Origin of the sequence: Chromatium okenii (assembly GCF_002958735.1) — a bacterium.
GTDB classification, from domain to species: Bacteria; Pseudomonadota; Gammaproteobacteria; order Chromatiales; family Chromatiaceae; genus Chromatium; species Chromatium okenii_A.
This window is the reverse complement of the sequence record NZ_PPGH01000034.1, coordinates 355,449-372,782: the sequence shown is the minus strand read 5'-3', so window position 1 is coordinate 372,782 and position 17,334 is coordinate 355,449. Positions and strand designations below refer to the sequence as shown.

Below are 17,334 nucleotides of genomic sequence, written 5' to 3'. Positions count from 1 at the left end.
ATAGTCAGAATTATTTGTTTTGCCAAAGTCTAAAATTTCATGCCTGACGAGGGTGTTCAACGCTGTCAAAAGTTGTTATCGCTTTTCAGCGTTGGTTGTGTTTGTGTGACCTACACAACCAATTAGATTTTGCTAAATTTGATTTGCGTGTACTGCGACGCTCTACTCAGATTAAAAAAAAGCGGTGATATATCGTTATCTTTCATGTCAGGCCTCGTGTTGATAACAACCATCCTGAACAAATGTCCTGCTGCCTCCATTCCAAATGGAAATTTCTGCAAAGTAATTGATTAAAAAATTAACTACTTATGTTTTGAGATGCGTAACCTCTCACGTTAATCGCAAAGGTAAATAATGATGAAAAAACCTACCGGCACTGCTGAAAATATGTGTGACCAAACTATCGCAATGGAGATATTTGAGCAACAACAAGCACAAGAAACGTTGCAGATCAGTCAGTATCAATCGCACACTTTGATTGATTTTTTGCCCGACGCGACCTTTGCAATCAATCAAGAAAAGTGCGTCATTATTTGGAATAAAGCGATTGAAACCATGACGGGCATTCCAGCCTCTGAAATGCTCGGTCAAGGCAATCATATTTATAGCATTCCATTTTATGGCGAACCATGCCAATTGCTGACAGATTTGATTTTTCAATACGATCTTACGTTAGAAGCACGTTATCTAAATTGTCATCGCGCTGGTGATGTGATTACTGCGGAAAGCCATTGTCCCGCACTTAATAATCATCAGGGTGCGTGGATTTTTGCTAAAGCAGCGCCTATACGCGATGCTGAAGGGCGAATTACTGGCGCAATTAAAATTATTCGTGATATCACGCAACAAAAACAAGCGGAACAGGCACTGTATCAAAATCAAGAATTACTTTCGCTATTCATTCGTTATTCACCCATTTATACCTTTATCAAATCAGTGACACCGACCAGCAGTGCGTGTTACAAGCCAGCGAAAACTTTCAACAGTTGATCGGAATTACTGCGCAAGAGATGGTGGGGAAAACGATGGAGGAGTTATTCCCGCCTGATTTTGCTGCGCAAATCACTGCTGATGATTGGAAAGTCTGTAGTAAAGGTGAAAAGTTGATTGTGGAAGAAGGATTTAATGGACGTTATTACACCACAGTCAAGTTTCCAATTGTTCAAGGCGATCAAATTTTTCTAGCCGGTTATAGCATTGATATTACCGAACGCAAGCAATTGGAATTAGCACTTTCAAATGCGCTGCAACGACTTCATGCGCACATGGATAACTCGCCGCTGGGTGTTATTGAATTCGATCCTCAATTGCGGGTGATGCGTTGGTCAAAAGAAGCTGAACATTTGTTTGGTTGGTCGGCCGACGAGGTTGTAGGACGCCATCCTAGTGAGATTGCATGGAATCATCCTGATGATGTGATCGCATTTATTACGCAATTAAGCGATATGATTAAAGGAGAGCTGTCGCACATCATTGTCCGTACTCACCATTTCCATCGGCATGATTATCGCGTTGATTGTGTGTGGTATGGCTCTGCAATTTACGATCAAACCGGGCAGTTAACCTCACTGTTATTTCTCATTTTGGATATTACTGAGCGCACTCGTCTCGAAGCCGAGCTGCAAAAACAAGCCACTACGGACGAATTAACGGGTTTGGTGAATCGTCGTCATTTCATGGCTTTAGCTGAAATTGAGTTAAAACGTGCACGGCGGTTTAAATGTCCTTTTGCAATTGTTTCAATTGATCTTGACCGTTTGAAATATGTGAATGACACCTATGGTCATGCAGCAGGAGATCAAGCATTGATTACTTTAGCGCAATGCGGTCAAAAAACGCTGCGCGAAATTGATGTTTGGGCGCGTTTTGGTGGTGATGAATTCGCTGTGCTATTGCCTGAAGCAACTCGAGAGCAAGCGCATGAGGCGATTGAACGCTTGTGTTATGCGTTAGCAGGTTCATCTCTAATGTTATCCAATGATTTAGTGATATTGACAGTGAGTGCTGGCATTGCGTGTTTAATTGACGATGACGAATCGTTAGATGAATTATTAAAACGTGCCGATCAAGCACTTTATCGCGCAAAAGCAGCCGGACGAAATTGTATTCAATGTAGCGCATCAATTTGAGCACCCAGCAACCGCTTAGTTTTTAGTTTTTATTATTTTTACGGTTGTGACGCAGATCACCTGTTTAATTGCTGTAATCCGTACCAACTTTATTAACATTTAACCAACTTGACTCAGCCAAATGCCAACGATCAATTCAACACCTTATGCCAATCTTATTCCCGATCTTGTACTCGATGCAGTTGAGAGTTTGGGATTGGTGACGGATGGGCGGTTATTGGCACTCAATAGCTATGAAAACCGCGTTTATCAAATCGGTATTGAGGATGCTGCGCCGCTCATTGCCAAATTTTATCGCCCAGAACGCTGGAGCGACGCGGCGATTCTCGAAGAACATGCGTTCACTTGACTTTAGCGGAACACGAAATTCCAGCGGTTGCGCCGTTGTGCCTCGCCGGTCACACGCTGCACCAGTTTGGCGGTCATCGTTTTTCACTGACTCCGCGTCGTGGCGGACGCAATCCAGAGTTGGAACACGCGCAGGTGCGCGAATGGATTGGGCGCTTGATCGGGCGCATTCACGCCATCGGTGCGGTTGCACCATTTGCCCAGCGCCCAACGCTCGACTGCGCCAGCTTCGGCAACGAATCGCGGGATTTTCTGTTGCAAAACCAATGGATTCCGGCTGATTTGCTGCCTGCTTATACCAGCGTCATCGCGCAGGCATTGGACGGCGTACAAGCCTGTTATGCCCGCGCCAGCTCGCCGCAACTGATTCGGCTGCATGGCGACTGTCATTGGGCAATTTGCTGTGGACGGATGCCGGACCGCATTTCGTCGATTTTGACGATGCGCGGATGGGACCGGCAGTGCAGGATTTATGGATGTTGCTGTCTGGCGACCGGCACGAAATGAGCGGTCAACTGGCGGATGTGCTCGCGGGATATGAGGATTTTCAAGAATTTGACACGCGGGAGCTGCATCTGATTGAGGCGCTGCGCACTCTGCGCATCATTCATCACGCGGCATGGCTCGCTCGCCGCTGGGAAGACCCAGCATTTCCGGCAGCATTCACTTGGTTTAACAGCCAGCACTTTTGGCAAAACCACATTTTGCAATTGCGCGAACAGATTGCGGCGATGGAAGAAGGCCGCTGTGGTCGGCGTGAAAGCAGGTTTTCAATGAAAATTCCGGCGGTTACAACACATGCAGCCGCCGGAGATCATGCAGGAACTACAACAGCGGAACCAGTAACAGCGCGACGATGTTGATGATCTTAATCAACGGGTTAATCGCTGGACCGGCGGTGTCTTTGTAGGGATCGCCGACGGTGTCGCCAGTGACTGCGGCGTGATGGGCATCCGAACCCTTGCCGCCGTAATTGCCTTCTTCGACATATTTCTTCGCGTTATCCCACGCGCCGCCGCCGGTGCACATCGAAATCGCCACGAATAAACCGGTGACAATCGTGCCAATCAGCAAACCACCCAGCGCCCGAATGCCCGCGCCGTCGCCCATCAAAATGTTCATGCCGAACGCCACGACCACTGGAACCAGAATCGGCAGCAGCGAGGGCACGATCATTTCTTTGATTGCTGCACGCGTCAGCAAATCGACTGCGCGTGAATAATCCGGTTTCGCTGTGCCTTCCATAATGCCGGGAATTTCGGCGAACTGACGGCGCACTTCCACCACCACCGAGCTGGCAGCGCGTCCCACGGCTTCCATTGCCATTGCGCCGAACAGATACGGAATCATGCCGCCGATGAACAGGCCGATGATGACTGCCGGATCAGACAAACTGAACACTTCCAATTTGCCCGCTGCCTGCAAGTTATGGGTGTAATCAGCAAACAGCACCAGCGCCGCCAGTCCTGCCGAACCAATGGCATAACCTTTGGTGACAGCTTTCGTCGTATTGCCGACTGCATCGAGCGCGTCGGTGATATGGCGGACTTCTTTCGGCAAACCCGACATTTCCGCAATACCGCCAGCGTTGTCGGTAATTGGACCGTAAGCGTCGAGCGCCACAATCATTCCCGCCATGGACAACATCGCCGTTGCAGCAATGGCGATGCCGTATAAATCCGCAGCCATATACGATGCCCAAATTGCGGCACACACCGCAAGCACCGGTAAAGCTGTTGATTTCATTGACACTGCCAGCCCAGCGATGACGTTGGTAGCGTGTCCCGTTTGCGAGGCTTCAGCGACATAGCGCACCGGCGCGTATTCGGTGGCGGTGTAGTACTCGGTAATCAGCACCAGCGCCGCAGTCAGCGCCAGCCCAACCACCGTGCAGAAAAACATGGCAAAAAAATGATCCATGAAAATGCCGCTCACGATGGCAAACGCGACCAGCGCCAATCCGCCTGCGACCGCCATGCCGCGATACAACGCGCCCATGATTTTGCCGCCTTCTGAAGTCTTGACGAACCAAGTGCCGACGATGGAGGCGACGATGGATACTGCGCCCAACACCAGCGGATAGAGGATGTAATTCAAATCAATCCGCCATCTGCGCCTTTGAACATCAGCCCACCCAGCACCATCGTGGCGACGATGGTCACGGCGTAGGTTTCAAACAAATCCGCTGCCATGCCCGCGCAGTCGCCGACGTTATCGCCCACGTTGTCTGCAATGACCGCTGGGTTGCGTGGATCATCTTCGGGAATGCCAACTTCAACTTTACCGACCAAATCCGCGCCCACGTCTGCGCCTTTGGTGAAAATGCCACCGCCGAGCCGAGCGAAAATGGAAATGAGTGAACCGCCGAACGCCAGTCCGACCAGCGCGTGTAATGCTGTTTCATCAGCAATGCCGGTGCTGCGCAGGAACGCGAAGTAGCCAGCCACACCGAGTAAACCTAATCCAACCACTAACATGCCGGTGACTGCGCCGCCACGAAATGCGACGTCTAACGCTGCCTCAATGCTGATGGTGGCTGCTTGTGCGGTGCGCACGTTGGAACGTACCGATACGTTCATGCCGATGTAGCCAGCGAGACCGGAGAGAATTGCGCCAACGGCAAATCCGCCCGCAGTTGCAAGACCAAGTGCTGGCCAAAGAATGAGAAAGAGTGCGCCACCGACAATAGCGATGGTGGTGTATTGACGATTGAGATACGCCTGAGCGCCAGCTTGAATCGCTGCCGCGATTTCTTGCATTCGTTCTGAACCAGCGGACTGCATCGTGATCCACGCGACAACGGCTAAACCATATAAAACGGCAAGTCCGCCAGCACTAATGGCAAGCCAGAGTGCAACATCTGTTGACATAAATATCCCCCCATCATGGGTTTAGATTGGTGTGAGTCGAGCACATCAGGCGACTATCGTCACATCAGGATATGTAACAGACGTACCGATTGGTCGCCAAAACGCCGCAAAACTTTAACTTGACATCCTGTTCTAAAACACCTCATCAAGCATTGAGTTGGTGGATTGATCCGCACCTCCCCGTGCTGTACTGCATTTCAATGGTGATAATTTTCAGGTGAACCTTCGTGCGTGGTTGGTGCGCCAAGTTCTTCAAACTTAAACAAATTGAAGGCGCGATGCCCATTGTGGTCAAGCACCCGCAGCTTGTCGGATTCGGTGAAGCCATTCAGAACCTTCCGAAAATGCCCGCCATAACGCTCTTCTGCCAGCGCCATCGGAATCTCATACGCCATAAACTTCGGAATGCCTTTGTTCGCTAAACGCTCCAGCAAATCCGCATTTTCCAGCGAGTCATAAGAAGTCAAAATCACGAGCGGGCCGCTGCCCGTCATTAACATTGCACATTTCATTCTCAACATCTCCGGGTTTAATTTCCGCTGGCACAAATGTGATCCAATCCAACACCTGATGCAGCGGACAGGTTGGTTGCGCTTTCGATCTTATCACCGAAATTTACTGCCTTGAAATCCTGTTGATTTTATTTCTGAGACTGACGCAGCTAAATGCGTAAAATCTTGATTTAGTTGGCGTTTATCAGTTGATAGCTGTCAGTACGCGAAGTGTTTCCTAATTGCTCATTGACAACCGCCAACTTTTTTCAACTGCGTCACGCCTAGTTTGTTAACGACAACGCGCTGCCGATGATCCACGCTAGCTTGCGAGCAACGCACTTTTATCCGCATGATAAGACGCAGTGATGCCATTGAAAAAAGTTATCAGTTATCAGTAAAAATAACGTGGTCACTGACAACTGATAACTAAATCAACGATTTATATCTGCAACTGCGTAACACCAATTGACTTCAAAAATTTATGCGCAGCACATTCACGAATGGATTTAACCGACAGCTTCATGTCTCCATGATGCCAACATTTTTCCAGCTGCCTCGCAGAGCTGATTCCGCCTGCAATGCAGAGAATAACTGATGCTTCCAACCATTCTCATTATTGATAATAATCCGCAAGACCTCGCGTTGTTTAAGCGTTATTTGAATGGTAAATTCATCGTTATCGACGTAATATCCAATGAAGCAGGACTGGCACTTGCTGCGCACATTCAACCCGATTGTGTATTGCTTGATCATCATTTACCAGACATGAATGCACTAGATTTTTTTGCCACTCGTGGCGATGGACACACTGAAGATTACGCCTTAATTATTCTTTCCGTACACAATGACACTGCGCTCGCTGTCACCTGCATGAAATTAGGTGCCCATGATTTTTTAATAAAGCGCCGTATCACCTCAGAAGCATTAGCACGCGCTATTACCAACGGCATTGATAAAGTGATGATGCGGCGCAAGCTCATAGCGCAACAACGCGAACTTGACCAACATCGTTTGCATTTAGAAACATTAGTAGCGCAGCGCACTGCGGAACTCGCTTTCGCATTAGAACGCGCTGAAACTGCAAATCGCGCTAAAACCACTTTTCTTGCCAATATGAGCCATGAAATTCGCACGCCAATGAATGCAATTATCGGACTCATTCATTTGCTGCAACGCGAAATTAAAAACGAACATCAACTTGAGCGACTATTAAAGATAAAAAATGCTGCCGATCAATTGCTTAAAATCATAAAATCAATTATGGATTTATCACAAGCAGAAGGCAGCCATTTAGAGTTAAAAAAGACAAACTTTGCTTTATTTGAAGTGCTTGAATCCGCACTGGCACTCATTGCTGATCAAGCGCACATGAAAGGACTTCAATTGGAAATTAAACATGATGAAATTCCGTGCTGGCTTTATGGCGATCCTTCACGATTGCGTCAAGCACTTTTAAACTATTTAGATAATGCCGTTAAATTCACATCACAGGGCAGTATCCATTTATATTTAAACGTAGTGGAAGAAAACGAAACCGGCTTATTGATACGCTTTGCTGTCAAAGATACGGGAATTGGTATTGAACCAAAATTTTTATCCAAACTATTCACGCCATTTGAACAGTATGACAGCTCCACAACTCGCCATTTTGGCGGCGCAGGATTAGGACTTGCATTGACTCGTCATTTAGCATCTCTTATGGGCGGCGATACTGGCGCAATCAGCGCACCAAATCAAGGTAGTACCTTTTGGATGACGGCACGTTTTGGTTATGGCGAAACCCCAGTATTTCCAGCAATGACGCAACCATTTTTTCATACCGAAATATCAGCATCTCCAGAAAGCACATCAGCATCGCAAGACCTCGACGCTAATCTCAGCGCAGTAAAGAATGATAATGAAATTATCGCGTATCTTAACGAATTATTAAGTGATGGCGATATGGCAGTTAACGAATTTGTGCGCTACGAAGCACCACGATTACAGAAAATTCTTGGTAATGACTACAGCATTATTTTTGATTGTATTACACGTTTTGATTATCCAGAAGCACTCGCTAGGTTAGCACAGTTATGAAATGGTTTATTCGCCAAGCGTTAGCTGTTTTTATCGTGCTGCTGCGGTTGTATTGCATCGCCAAAAATGAAGGTAGCGCAGTATTGATACGCAAGCTGTGGCGGCGTGTTCAAATTCCACTTTTACACAAAAAAGGTTCTCAAGCTCATTCCGCAGTTGCAATAGCAAGTACTGGAAATTTTGCCGCACTCGTTGTTGATAATTACATGCCAACGCCAGATCGAGATTCCGGTTCATTACGGCTATTTCATTTGCTGTTAATTCTGCAAAAATTGGATTTTGAAGTGACTTTTGCGGCAGCAAATTTAGAAGCGCCAGCGCCCAGTCTCACGCTATTACAACGTCATGGCATTATTTGCTTGTCGCGCCCCACGACCCGCTCGCTGGCGCAACATCTCGCTGCTCAGGGTCATCGTTATACGCTCGTGATTTTAAGTCGCGCCGATACCGCAACGGCGTTGATGCCGCAAGTGCGCCGTCATTGTCCACACGCACAAATTCTCTTTGATACCGTGGACTTGCATTTTCTTCGTGAAGAACGCCAAGCGATCCTTGACGACAGTCGCGCCAATCGTTGGCTCGCCGCATGGCGCAAACAGCAGGAGCTGGCACTGGTCGATGCAGCCGACGCGACGCTGGTCGTCAGTCCGGTGGAGCTGGCGCTGTTACGCGCCGAACGTCCGCAAGCGCAACTGCACTGCGTGTCCAATATTCACCACATTCCGGGCAGTGCTGCGCCCTTTGCAGCACGACGCAATCTATTGTTTATCGGCGCTTTTTCGCATCTACCCAACGCCGATGCCGTGCGCTGGCTGCTGCGCGATATTTTGCCGCTGGTGCACGCAGCAATCCCTGAAGTGCATTGCCATGTGATCGGCGCAAATCCGCCCGCAGACATTCAGGTGCTCGCCTCTGCGCAGGTACGCATTCACGGACATGTGCCTAATGTTCAACCATTTTTTGCGCAGTGTCGCTTATCGGTTGCGCCGCTGCGTTACGGCGCTGGCGTCAAGGGCAAAATCAATCAGAGTTTGGCGCACGGTTTGCCGGTGGTCGCAACGCAGATCGCTGCGGAAGGCATGTTTTTGATTGACGACGAATCGGCACTGATTGCCGATGATGCAATCGCTTTTGCTGCGGCAATTGTGCGTTTGTATCGTGACGAAGCCTGCTGGCAACGGCTATCAACTAACGGAATTACCGTTATGGAACAACACTTTAGCGTGGAAGCAGCGCAACACGCATTGCAGGAACTCATTCATGTGCGCATCCAATGAATCTTGCTCATTCCGCAACTCAGCATTTTGATCGTCAATTACAACGCCGGAACATTGCTGACGGACTGCGTCACGGCGGCGCTCAACACTGCGCTGCGGGTGGAAATTCTCGTCGGCGATAACGGTTCACACGACGACAGTCTCCACCAACTTCGCACCCGTCACGGCATTGATTCGCGGCTGCGCGTGTGGGAAAACGGCAGCAATCTTGGCTTCGCTGCTGCGCATAACCGTTTGCTATCGTTCGCAAAAGCGCCAGCGTTGTTGCTTCTCAATCCCGATTGTCTGCTGACGCCCGGCACATTGGAACGGCTGCTCACATTTCTCGACACGACGCCGGATGCTGGTTTGATTGGCTGCATCGTCCGCGATCCTGATGGACGTGAACAGGTTGCCAGCCGTCGCGTCATTCCTGATCCGTGGATCGGAATCGTGAAAGTGTTACGGCTGGAACGCTGGTGGCCGCAGGCGACGCTGAATCTGATTGCGCAGCCATTGCCTACTGCGCCGCAGCGCGTCACGGCAATTTCTGGAGCATTGATGCTGGTGCGCCGCGCTGCATTAAATGAGGTTGGAACACTTGATGATGGGTACTTTTTACATTGTGAGGATTTGGATTGGTGTGTGCGCTTTGCTCGCGCCAATTGGGGCATTTATTTAATCCCAGACGCAGCAGTTATTCATCATAAAGGCAGTTGCAGTACTGAACGTCCATTGCGCGTGAATGGCATAAACATCGGGGAATGGCGCGATTTTTTCGCAAATTTCAACAGCAGGATTATTCGCGGGTATTGGCTGGATCGTATTATTTGGTATTGGTTCATTTCGCAGTGATTGCGCTTCATCAAACCGTGCGCAGGCGGATTAAGCCCAGTATTTAATTGGTATTGGGCTGACGGATGCCAGCCCAAATTCAAACGTGTTTACTTCTGATCGAGCGGACGGAAAGTGGGCGGAGTCGTTGACCAATCAGTTGCCGGTGCACCCGGCGCTGGAGTGGCAGGTTTGACCGACTGCGCTTGCTGGCGCTCCAACTCTTCAATGCGCCGTTTCAGCGCCTCAATTTCAGCTTTATCGGCTGCCGAAGATGGCGCTGCTGCTGGTGTTGGGGCGACCGCAGGTGCGCCATTGTAGTAATTCGGCGCAGGGGCGACATACGGCGGAGGTGCTGGCGGAACGTAGCCCGCTGGTGGTGGCACATACACCGGCGCTGGCGCATCGCCATTCCGGTTGCGATTATCGCCATTCATCCAACGATTTGGATTCATCATGTCTCCAAAATCAAAGGCATAACTGGCTGGCGCAGCAAGGGTAAATGTGAGTACAGCGGCAAGTGAAAACGCTGGGCGAAATGAACGGAACAACATGGCAACCTCCAATGGTGATTTTTTTGTAGTGTCAAGCCGGGTCATTTTCACCGCCGCACCCGCAAATTATCAATCAGGCGTGTGCGTCCCAAATATGCCGCTGCCACAATCACCAGTTCAACATCGGCGGGCGTTGCGGGCGCAAGCGTTGCCGCTGCGCGTACTGCAACATAATCCGGTTGCAAACCAGCCAGACTAAGTGCCGGGACTGCCAACTGTTCCAATCCCGCTGCTGACATGCCCGTTTGCAGCGCCCGACTGACCGAACACAGCGTTTGATATAGACCGGGAGCACGGCGGCGTTCTTCTGCTGACAAATAGCGGTTGCGCGAACTCAGCGCCAGCCCATCGGCTTCGCGCACTGTCGGCAAACCGATGATATCAATGGGTAAATTCAAATCTGCGACCATGCGCCGAATGATCAGCAGTTGCTGAAAATCTTTCTCACCGAACAGCGCCACATCTGGCTGCACCATGTTGAACAGTTTGCACACGACGGTCGTCACGCCCACGAAATGTCCAGGGCGAGTCGCACCACACAAAATATCCGATAATTCAGGCACTTCAACGCGAGTTTGCGCAGTCTGACCGTGCGGATACATTTCGGATACTGGCGGCGCAAACAGCACGTCGCAGCCAAGTGCTGCAAGTTGCTGCTGATCCTGTTCCAGTGTGCGCGGATAAGCATCCAAATCTTCGCCCGCGCCGAATTGCAACGGATTCACGAAAATGCTGACGACCACGCGATTGGCGTGTTGTTGTGCGGCTTGCACCAGCGCCAAATGCCCTTGATGCAGATTGCCCATCGTTGGCACTAGCGCAATGCGCTCGCCAGCACTGCGCCATTCGGCGATTTTTGACCGTAAATCAGCAATTTGGGTGATATGGCGCATGAGCTGGGTCTCGCAGTGGATTCAATACGGCGTTTCATTTGCGGCGGGAAAACTGCCTTCGCGTACCGCAGCGACATACGCAGCAATCGCTGCGGCAATGGAATCGTGCCCGCGCAGAAAATCGCGGCTGAAACTCGGCGGACGTCCGGCATTTAAGCCAAGTAAATCATGCAGCACCAATACTTGACCGTCACAACCTGCGCCAGCGCCGATGCCAATCACGGGAATACTCAACGTCAGGCTAATTTCAGTCGCCAGTGCTGCGGGAACACATTCGAGCACCAACATACTTGCGCCAGCATCCTGCATCGCCAGCGCGTCATGGCGAATCGTTTCTGCTGCGGCATGATCGCGTCCCTGAAAGCGATAACCGCCGAGGCGATGCACCGATTGCGGTTGCAATCCTAGATGCGCACAGACGGGAACGCCCTGCTCGGTTAAGCGGCGCACGGTGTCCAGTAATGCTGCGCCACCTTCCAGTTTGACGACTTGCGCTCCGCCTTCCTGCATTAGTCGCGCTGCGTTATCCACAGCGCGTTCTGGCGTGGCGCAGGCGAGAAAAGGTAAATCCGCAATCACCAGCGCCTGTGATCGACCTCGGTTAACGCAGGCAGTGTGATAAACCATGTGTTCAATCGTGACCGGAATCGTGGTGCGATGACCTTGCAGCACCATGCCCAGCGAATCGCCGACGAGCAGCACGTCTACGCCAGCGGCGTCGAGCAGGTGCGCAAAGCTGGCGTCATAACAGGTGAGGCAAACAATCCGCTCGCCGCGTGTTTTCATCGCAGCGAGGGTGGTGACAGACAGCGGCACGGCAGACATCAGTCGCTCCGAAAAAAGTGGTCAGTGGGCGGTGGTTAATGGCGCAGGCGATTTACTGCGCCGCCGCGTCGAACGCCGCCGTTTTGCATTGCTGTCGAGCATTTTGACGCGCTCTTGAATGCTGGCGCTTTGAAAGCGTGTCCACCATTGACCGAGTTCGGCATCAACTTCGCCAGCTTCTGCCCGCAACAGCAGAAAGTCATAGGCAGCGCGGAAACGCGGGTGCGTGAGTAAGCGTGATAAACGTTTACTGTCGCGTTGTTCCAGCCGTGATTGCATTAGCCAAATCTCGCGCATCGGCAAGGAAAAGCGTTTAGGAATGGCGGTTAAATGTTGCTGGCGCTGGCAGACGGTGTGCGATGCCAACAACATCGCATCGAGTGGCGCGAGTCCATTAGCTTGTAATTGCTCGGCGCGTTGGCGCACTGGTTCCCATAACAGAATGGCCAATAAAAACGCAGTGGCGACTGGTTTGTTGGCGTGAATGCGTTGGTCAGTGCTGGCTAATCCGCGACTGACGAAGGTCAGTGGAAATTCGTGTTCTTCATGGGCGAGACATTCTTCAGTATCGGGAAAGAGTTGCTGGAATAGTTGGTAATGCCGGAGCTTTTCAAAGACTTCCAGTCCATAGCCAGATTCAAACAGTTTAATCAGCTCGTCAAATAACCGTGCTGGCGAAATGTCAGCAAGTAGCGCACCGAGAGTAAATAACGGGCGTTCCGTCGGCGGGTCGATAGTGAAGCCGAGTTTGCAGGCGAAACGCACTGCTCGCAGCATTCGCACGGGGTCTTCCCGATACCGTTGCTCAGGATCGCCGATTAGACGCAGCACTCCGCGTTGCAAATCGGCAATTCCGCCAGCGTAATCCAACACTGAAAAGTCACTAATATCATAGTAAAGCGCGTTGATCGTGAAATCGCGGCGCAGCGCATCTTCTTCGATTGTGCCGTAGATATTGTCGCGGACAATCATGCCGTTAGTGAGTTGACGGTTACGTTGATCGGTGGCGTCACCGCACCCGCGAAAAGTGGCAACTTCGATGATGTCGTGACCAAAATGACATGCGCGAGGCGAAACCGTCGCCCAATGAGTCGGCAGTTGCGAAAAACCTGCCGTACCTGTTCCGGCGTGGCATCCGTGGCAATATCAAAATCTTTGGGTTCGTGACCGAGCAGCAGATCACGAACGCCGCCGCCAACGAGGTGCGCCTGAAAATTCTCTTGTCGCAGCCGATAGAGCACCTTCAGCGCGTTGTCACTGATGTGGGTACGCGAAATGTTGTGTTGTGGACGCGGCAAAATCACGGGTTGTGTCGTGCCTGTCAGTGTGGAGTCGGATTCTTGCATGACCGATATTTGTACTATCAAACAAACCTCGAAGCGTTGTTGCTGCTTGTGAAGCGGCATTCCTTGTGTATATTATGCCACTCCGCACTGTGTTATTGCTCCCTTCGTCTAGTGGTTAGGACACTGGCCTCTCACGTCGGCAACAGGGGTTCGAACCCCCTAGGGAGCGCCACTCATAACAAAAAGGCTTGCATTTTATGCAAGCCTTTTTTTATCTTAAAATGCGCATGATGCGTGGAATAAGGAGATAATTGAAAATCCTAATTTGGATAAGTATAAAGTAGATTTTATTAATGACAAATTAAAACTCATTAAAAGGTGAGGCAATAGACTATTATAAATACATTAACAGAACATTAAAGATTCCACATTTCTACAACAACACCATGAAAAGTTTTAGAGTTCCTTTCTGTATACCTCACTGCGAAGCATTAAGAAATTGCAGTTATTTGACGCATTTAAAATTTAATAAATGGGTAAACTTGCCGAAAAAAGCGCATAAACTATAAGTTTTTAGCCCCGCTTCGAATGGCGGGGCTTTTTAATGATTGAAGATTTAAGATTTAAACAATTCAGCAGCCTGTAGCGTATTTTCCAATAGGCTAGCAATGGTCATTGGGCCAACACCACCGGGCACTGGCGTTATCCACGCAGCACGTTCCGCGCAAGCCGCAAAATCAACATCACCAACTAATTTGCCATCCGCACCGCGATTGATACCGACATCAATTACAATTGCGCCTTCTTTTATCCAATCACCGGGCACAAATTGCGCCCGTCCAACTGCCGCCACCAATACATCTGCTGCCCGTACTTTTTCCGCTAAATCTTTGGTGCGACTGTGACAAATGGTAACAGTGCATCGCGCTGCGAGCAGTTCCAGCGCCATCGGTCGCCCAACGATGTTCGATTGACCGATGATTACCGCATCCAATCCCGCCAATTCTCGCCCAGTTCGCGCCAGCATGGTCATCACGCCTTTTGGTGTGCATGGGCGCAGCAGCGGCATTCGCAATACCAATCGCCCAACGTTATACGGATGAAAACCATCAACATCTTTAGTTGGCAAAATGCGTTCAATCACTGCTTCTTCATTCATTTGCGCGGGCAGCGGCAATTGCACCAAAATCCCATCAATCAGTGGATCAGCGTTGAGTCGATCAATTAAATCAAGCAATTCAGTTTGGCTGGCGGTTTCGGGTAATTCGCACAATTCGGAATGAAAACCAACCTCGGCGCAGGCTGCTCGTTTATTGCGCACATACACCTGTGACGCGGAATTATCACCGACTAAAATCACTGCTAAACCCGGTGCTCGCCCACCAGAAGCGCGAATTGTTTCAACGTGATGGCGAATATCGGTGCGGATTTCGGCAGCAATGGCTTTGCCATCAAGAATTTGTGCAGTCATGGATTAATCTCTAAAAACAATTCGCAATTACAACGAGCGTGATTCGCCGTTAATCATAAATGCCAGCGCGTCAGATTCAACGGTAACGTGCACCATGCCGCCAGCAACCAATTCACCAAATAGCAATTCATTCGCCAGTGGTTTTTTAATGTGATTTTGAATCACTCGCGCCATGGGACGAGCGCCCATTTTTGGATCGTAGCCTTTCACTGCTATCCAACGTCGCGCATCAACATCTATCGTCAAACTGACCTTTTTTTCTTCCAACTGCTGTTCCAACTCGAATACAAACTTATCAACCACGCTGCGAATGGTTTCTTCATTCAGTGATCCGAATTGCACGACGGTATCCAAGCGATTGCGGAATTCCGGTGAGAAATAGCGTTTCAGTGCTTCCAATCCGTCTGTTGAATGATCCTGTTCGGTAAAACCAATTGAACGCCGCGCCGTTTCTTCTGCGCCAGCATTGGTGGTCATTACCAATACGACGCTACGAAAATCTGCTTTGCGTCCGTTATTGTCAGTCAGCGTTCCGTGATCCATGACTTGCAATAGCAAATTGAATACGTCTGGATGCGCTTTTTCAATTTCGTCGAGCAGCAGCACTGAATGCGGATGTTTATTGATTTGTTCGGTCAGCAATCCGCCTTGATCGAAACCGACATAACCGGGCGGAGCACCAATCAGCCGCGACACGGTGTGCCGCTCCATGTATTCGGACATGTCAAAACGCAATAATTCCATGCCGAGAATACGGGCGAGCTGGCGCGTGACTTCGGTTTTGCCGACGCCGGTCGGACCGGTAAACAGGAACGAGCCAATCGGTTTGCCGTCGTTGCCCAGCCCGGAGCGATTCATGCGAATCGCAGCAGTGAGCGCGTCAATCGCGGGGTCTTGTCCGTACACCACCAGCTTGAGGTCACGATCCAGATTTTTGAGCGATTCGGTATCGGACACCGACACGCGCTTCGACGGAATCCGCGCCATCTTCGCCACAATCGCTTCTACATCGGCAACGTCGATGCGCTTTTTGCGTTTGGACGGGCTTTTCAATTGCACATGCGCCCCAGCCTCGTCGATCACATCAATCGCCTTATCCGGCAAATGGCGATCATTGATGTAACGGTTGGATAATTCGGCGGCAGCACGCAGCGCGGGCTGGGTGTAGCTCACCTGATGATGTTGTTCAAAACGTGATTTCAGTCCCTTGAGAATTTCCACCGTTTCCTCGACCGACGGTTCTTCTACATCAATTTTCTGGAAACGCCGCGCCAACGCCCGATCCTTCTCGAAAATGCCGCGATATTCCTGATAAGTCGTCGAACCGATGCAGCGCAAATCGCCGGATGCCAGCACTGGCTTAATTAGATTTGAGGCGTCCATCACGCCACCAGATGCCGAGCCTGCGCCAATCACGGTGTGAATTTCGTCAATGAAAAGAATGGCGTGGGGCAGGCGTTTGAGCTGCGCCAGCACCATTTTGAGCCGCTTTTCAAAATCGCCGCGATATTTGGTGCCAGCGACCAAGCCGCCGAGATCGAGCGCGTAAATCACCGCATCGCTCAACACTTCGGGCACCTGCTCGTCCACGATCATCTTCGCCAGCCCTTCGGCAATCGCAGTTTTACCGACGCCAGCCTCGCCGACGTACAGCGGATTATTTTTGCGCCGCCGACACAGAATCTGAATGGTGCGTTCCACTTCGCTGGCGCGTCCGATCAGCGGATCAATGCGCCCTTGTCGCGCTAACTCATTGAGATTAGAAGCAAAACGATCAAGCGGACTGGGACTATTGTCTTTCTCTTCAGGAGCTGCGTCGTCGCTGTCGGGCGGCGTTTCATCGTCCTGATTTTCGCCGGGCACTTTGGAAATGCCATGAGAAATGTAATTGATGACATCAAGCCGCGTTATATTCTGTTGATTCAGCAGGAAAACTGCTTGTGAATCCTGTTCGCTAAATAGCGCAACCAGCACATTAGCACCGGTGACTTCTTTTTTACCCGCTGATTGCACATGAAACACAGCGCGTTGGAGCACCCGCTGAAAACCGAGCGTCGGCTGGGTATCGCGGCTGGTGTCTTTAGACGGAATCAGCGGCGTGGTTTCGTCAATAAACGCCGTGATGTCTTTGCGCAACCGTTCTGCGTCCAGCCCGCAGGCTTGGAGCACCTTCGCTGCCGCTGGATTATCCAGCAAAGACAGCAACATGTGTTCCACGGTCATGTACTCGTGGTGTTTGGCGCGAGCCTCCTTGAAGGCTCGGTTTAGCGTGAATTCAAGGTCTTTGCTCAACATCGG

The 17,334-nt window shown here is 50.4% G+C and carries 11 protein-coding genes, 1 tRNA gene and 3 pseudogenes; 7 read left to right on the top strand and 8 right to left on the bottom strand.

Translation table 11 applies throughout. The features are described from left to right. The first annotated feature begins 357 nt into the window (after positions 1–357). The 3 genes and pseudogenes from CXB77_RS07815 to CXB77_RS07805 all read left to right on the top strand — a co-directional run bounded on the left by CXB77_RS07815 (position 358) and on the right by CXB77_RS07805 (position 3,237). Positions 358–990 carry a PAS domain-containing protein gene (locus CXB77_RS07815; protein ID WP_172452590.1) on the top strand — a complete coding sequence of 211 codons (633 nt, stop codon included), beginning with the start codon at positions 358–360 and terminating at the stop codon, positions 988–990. Beyond that, a complete protein-coding gene (locus tag CXB77_RS07810) occupies positions 957–2,129 on the top strand; it encodes a sensor domain-containing diguanylate cyclase (protein ID WP_105073434.1) in 1,173 nt (390 codons plus the stop codon). Before CXB77_RS07815 ends, CXB77_RS07810 begins: the two co-directional genes overlap by 34 nt. Positions 2,130–2,250: 121 nt before the next feature. Further along, positions 2,251–3,237, top strand: a pseudogene (locus tag CXB77_RS07805) (serine/threonine protein kinase). Positions 3,238–3,302: 65 nt separating this feature from the next. Here the strand turns inward: CXB77_RS07805 and CXB77_RS07800 are convergent. Next, a pseudogene (locus CXB77_RS07800) lies at positions 3,303–5,347 on the bottom strand (sodium-translocating pyrophosphatase). A 197-nt stretch (positions 5,348–5,544) separates the two neighbouring features. Continuing rightward, positions 5,545–5,859, bottom strand: coding sequence for a hypothetical protein (locus CXB77_RS07795; RefSeq protein ID WP_105073433.1), 315 nt, complete (start codon positions 5,857–5,859; stop codon positions 5,545–5,547). Between the two features lie 576 nt (positions 5,860–6,435). On the opposite strand from CXB77_RS07795, the gene CXB77_RS07790 reads away from it, so the two are divergent. Genes CXB77_RS07790 through CXB77_RS07780 form a run of 3 tightly spaced genes read left to right on the top strand, consistent with a single transcriptional unit; the run spans position 6,436 to position 10,028 of the window. After that, a complete protein-coding gene (locus CXB77_RS07790) occupies positions 6,436–7,917 on the top strand; it encodes a hybrid sensor histidine kinase/response regulator (protein WP_105073432.1) in 1,482 nt (493 codons plus the stop codon). Then, the gene (locus CXB77_RS07785; RefSeq protein ID WP_105073431.1) at positions 7,914–9,194 is read left to right on the top strand and encodes a glycosyltransferase; all 1,281 of its coding nucleotides are present in this window, start codon (positions 7,914–7,916) and stop codon (positions 9,192–9,194) included. The genes CXB77_RS07790 and CXB77_RS07785 overlap by 4 nt, the downstream gene beginning before the upstream one ends. 3 nt (positions 9,195–9,197) lie before the next feature. Next, the gene (locus CXB77_RS07780) at positions 9,198–10,028 is read left to right on the top strand and encodes a glycosyltransferase (RefSeq protein WP_242445544.1); all 831 of its coding nucleotides are present in this window, start codon (positions 9,198–9,200) and stop codon (positions 10,026–10,028) included. Between the two features lie 89 nt (positions 10,029–10,117). On the opposite strand, the gene CXB77_RS07775 is transcribed toward CXB77_RS07780, so the two are convergent. The 4 genes and pseudogenes from CXB77_RS07775 to pcnB form a co-directional block, all read right to left on the bottom strand. Further along, on the bottom strand, positions 10,118–10,561 hold the full coding sequence (locus CXB77_RS07775; protein ID WP_105073504.1) for a hypothetical protein: 444 nt from the start codon (positions 10,559–10,561) through the stop codon (positions 10,118–10,120). 47 nt (positions 10,562–10,608) lie between these two features. After that, positions 10,609–11,454 (bottom strand): pantoate--beta-alanine ligase, encoded by an 846-nt coding sequence (gene panC / locus CXB77_RS07770; RefSeq protein ID WP_105073430.1) that lies wholly within the window; start codon positions 11,452–11,454, stop codon positions 10,609–10,611. 21 nt (positions 11,455–11,475) lie between these two features. After that, positions 11,476–12,279 (bottom strand): 3-methyl-2-oxobutanoate hydroxymethyltransferase, encoded by an 804-nt coding sequence (gene panB / locus CXB77_RS07765; RefSeq protein ID WP_105073429.1) that lies wholly within the window; start codon positions 12,277–12,279, stop codon positions 11,476–11,478. Positions 12,280–12,300: 21 nt separating this feature from the next. Next, positions 12,301–13,625, bottom strand: a pseudogene (pcnB, locus tag CXB77_RS07760) (polynucleotide adenylyltransferase PcnB). A gap of 97 nt (positions 13,626–13,722) precedes the next feature. On the opposite strand from pcnB, the gene CXB77_RS07755 reads away from it, so the two are divergent. Continuing rightward, a tRNA-Glu gene (locus CXB77_RS07755) sits at positions 13,723–13,797 on the top strand. Positions 13,798–14,181: 384 nt separating this feature from the next. On the opposite strand, the gene folD is transcribed toward CXB77_RS07755, so the two are convergent. Both folD and clpA read right to left on the bottom strand, forming a co-directional pair. Beyond that, positions 14,182–15,036 (bottom strand): bifunctional methylenetetrahydrofolate dehydrogenase/methenyltetrahydrofolate cyclohydrolase FolD, encoded by an 855-nt coding sequence (folD, locus tag CXB77_RS07750; RefSeq protein ID WP_105073428.1) that lies wholly within the window; start codon positions 15,034–15,036, stop codon positions 14,182–14,184. A gap of 27 nt (positions 15,037–15,063) precedes the next feature. Beyond that, positions 15,064–17,331 (bottom strand): ATP-dependent Clp protease ATP-binding subunit ClpA, encoded by a 2,268-nt coding sequence (gene clpA / locus CXB77_RS07745; RefSeq protein ID WP_105073427.1) that lies wholly within the window; start codon positions 17,329–17,331, stop codon positions 15,064–15,066. Positions 17,332–17,334 lie beyond the last annotated feature (3 nt).

Bases quoted from the DNA above. Each gene is read 5' to 3' on its own strand.
- CXB77_RS07790 (WP_105073432.1), top strand. From the start codon at position 6,436: ATGCTTCCAACCATTCTCATTATTGATAATAATCCGCAAGACCTCGCG.
- CXB77_RS07795 (WP_105073433.1), bottom strand. From the start codon at position 5,859: ATGAAATGTGCAATGTTAATGACGGGCAGCGGCCCGCTCGTGATTTTG.
- folD (WP_105073428.1), bottom strand. From the start codon at position 15,036: ATGACTGCACAAATTCTTGATGGCAAAGCCATTGCTGCCGAAATCCGC.
- CXB77_RS07785 (WP_105073431.1), top strand. From the start codon at position 7,914: ATGAAATGGTTTATTCGCCAAGCGTTAGCTGTTTTTATCGTGCTGCTG.
- clpA (WP_105073427.1), bottom strand. From the start codon at position 17,331: ATGTTGAGCAAAGACCTTGAATTCACGCTAAACCGAGCCTTCAAGGAG.
- CXB77_RS07815 (WP_172452590.1), top strand. From the start codon at position 358: ATGAAAAAACCTACCGGCACTGCTGAAAATATGTGTGACCAAACTATC.
- panC (WP_105073430.1), bottom strand. From the start codon at position 11,454: ATGCGCCATATCACCCAAATTGCTGATTTACGGTCAAAAATCGCCGAA.
- CXB77_RS07775 (WP_105073504.1), bottom strand. From the start codon at position 10,561: ATGTTGTTCCGTTCATTTCGCCCAGCGTTTTCACTTGCCGCTGTACTC.
- panB (WP_105073429.1), bottom strand. From the start codon at position 12,279: ATGTCTGCCGTGCCGCTGTCTGTCACCACCCTCGCTGCGATGAAAACA.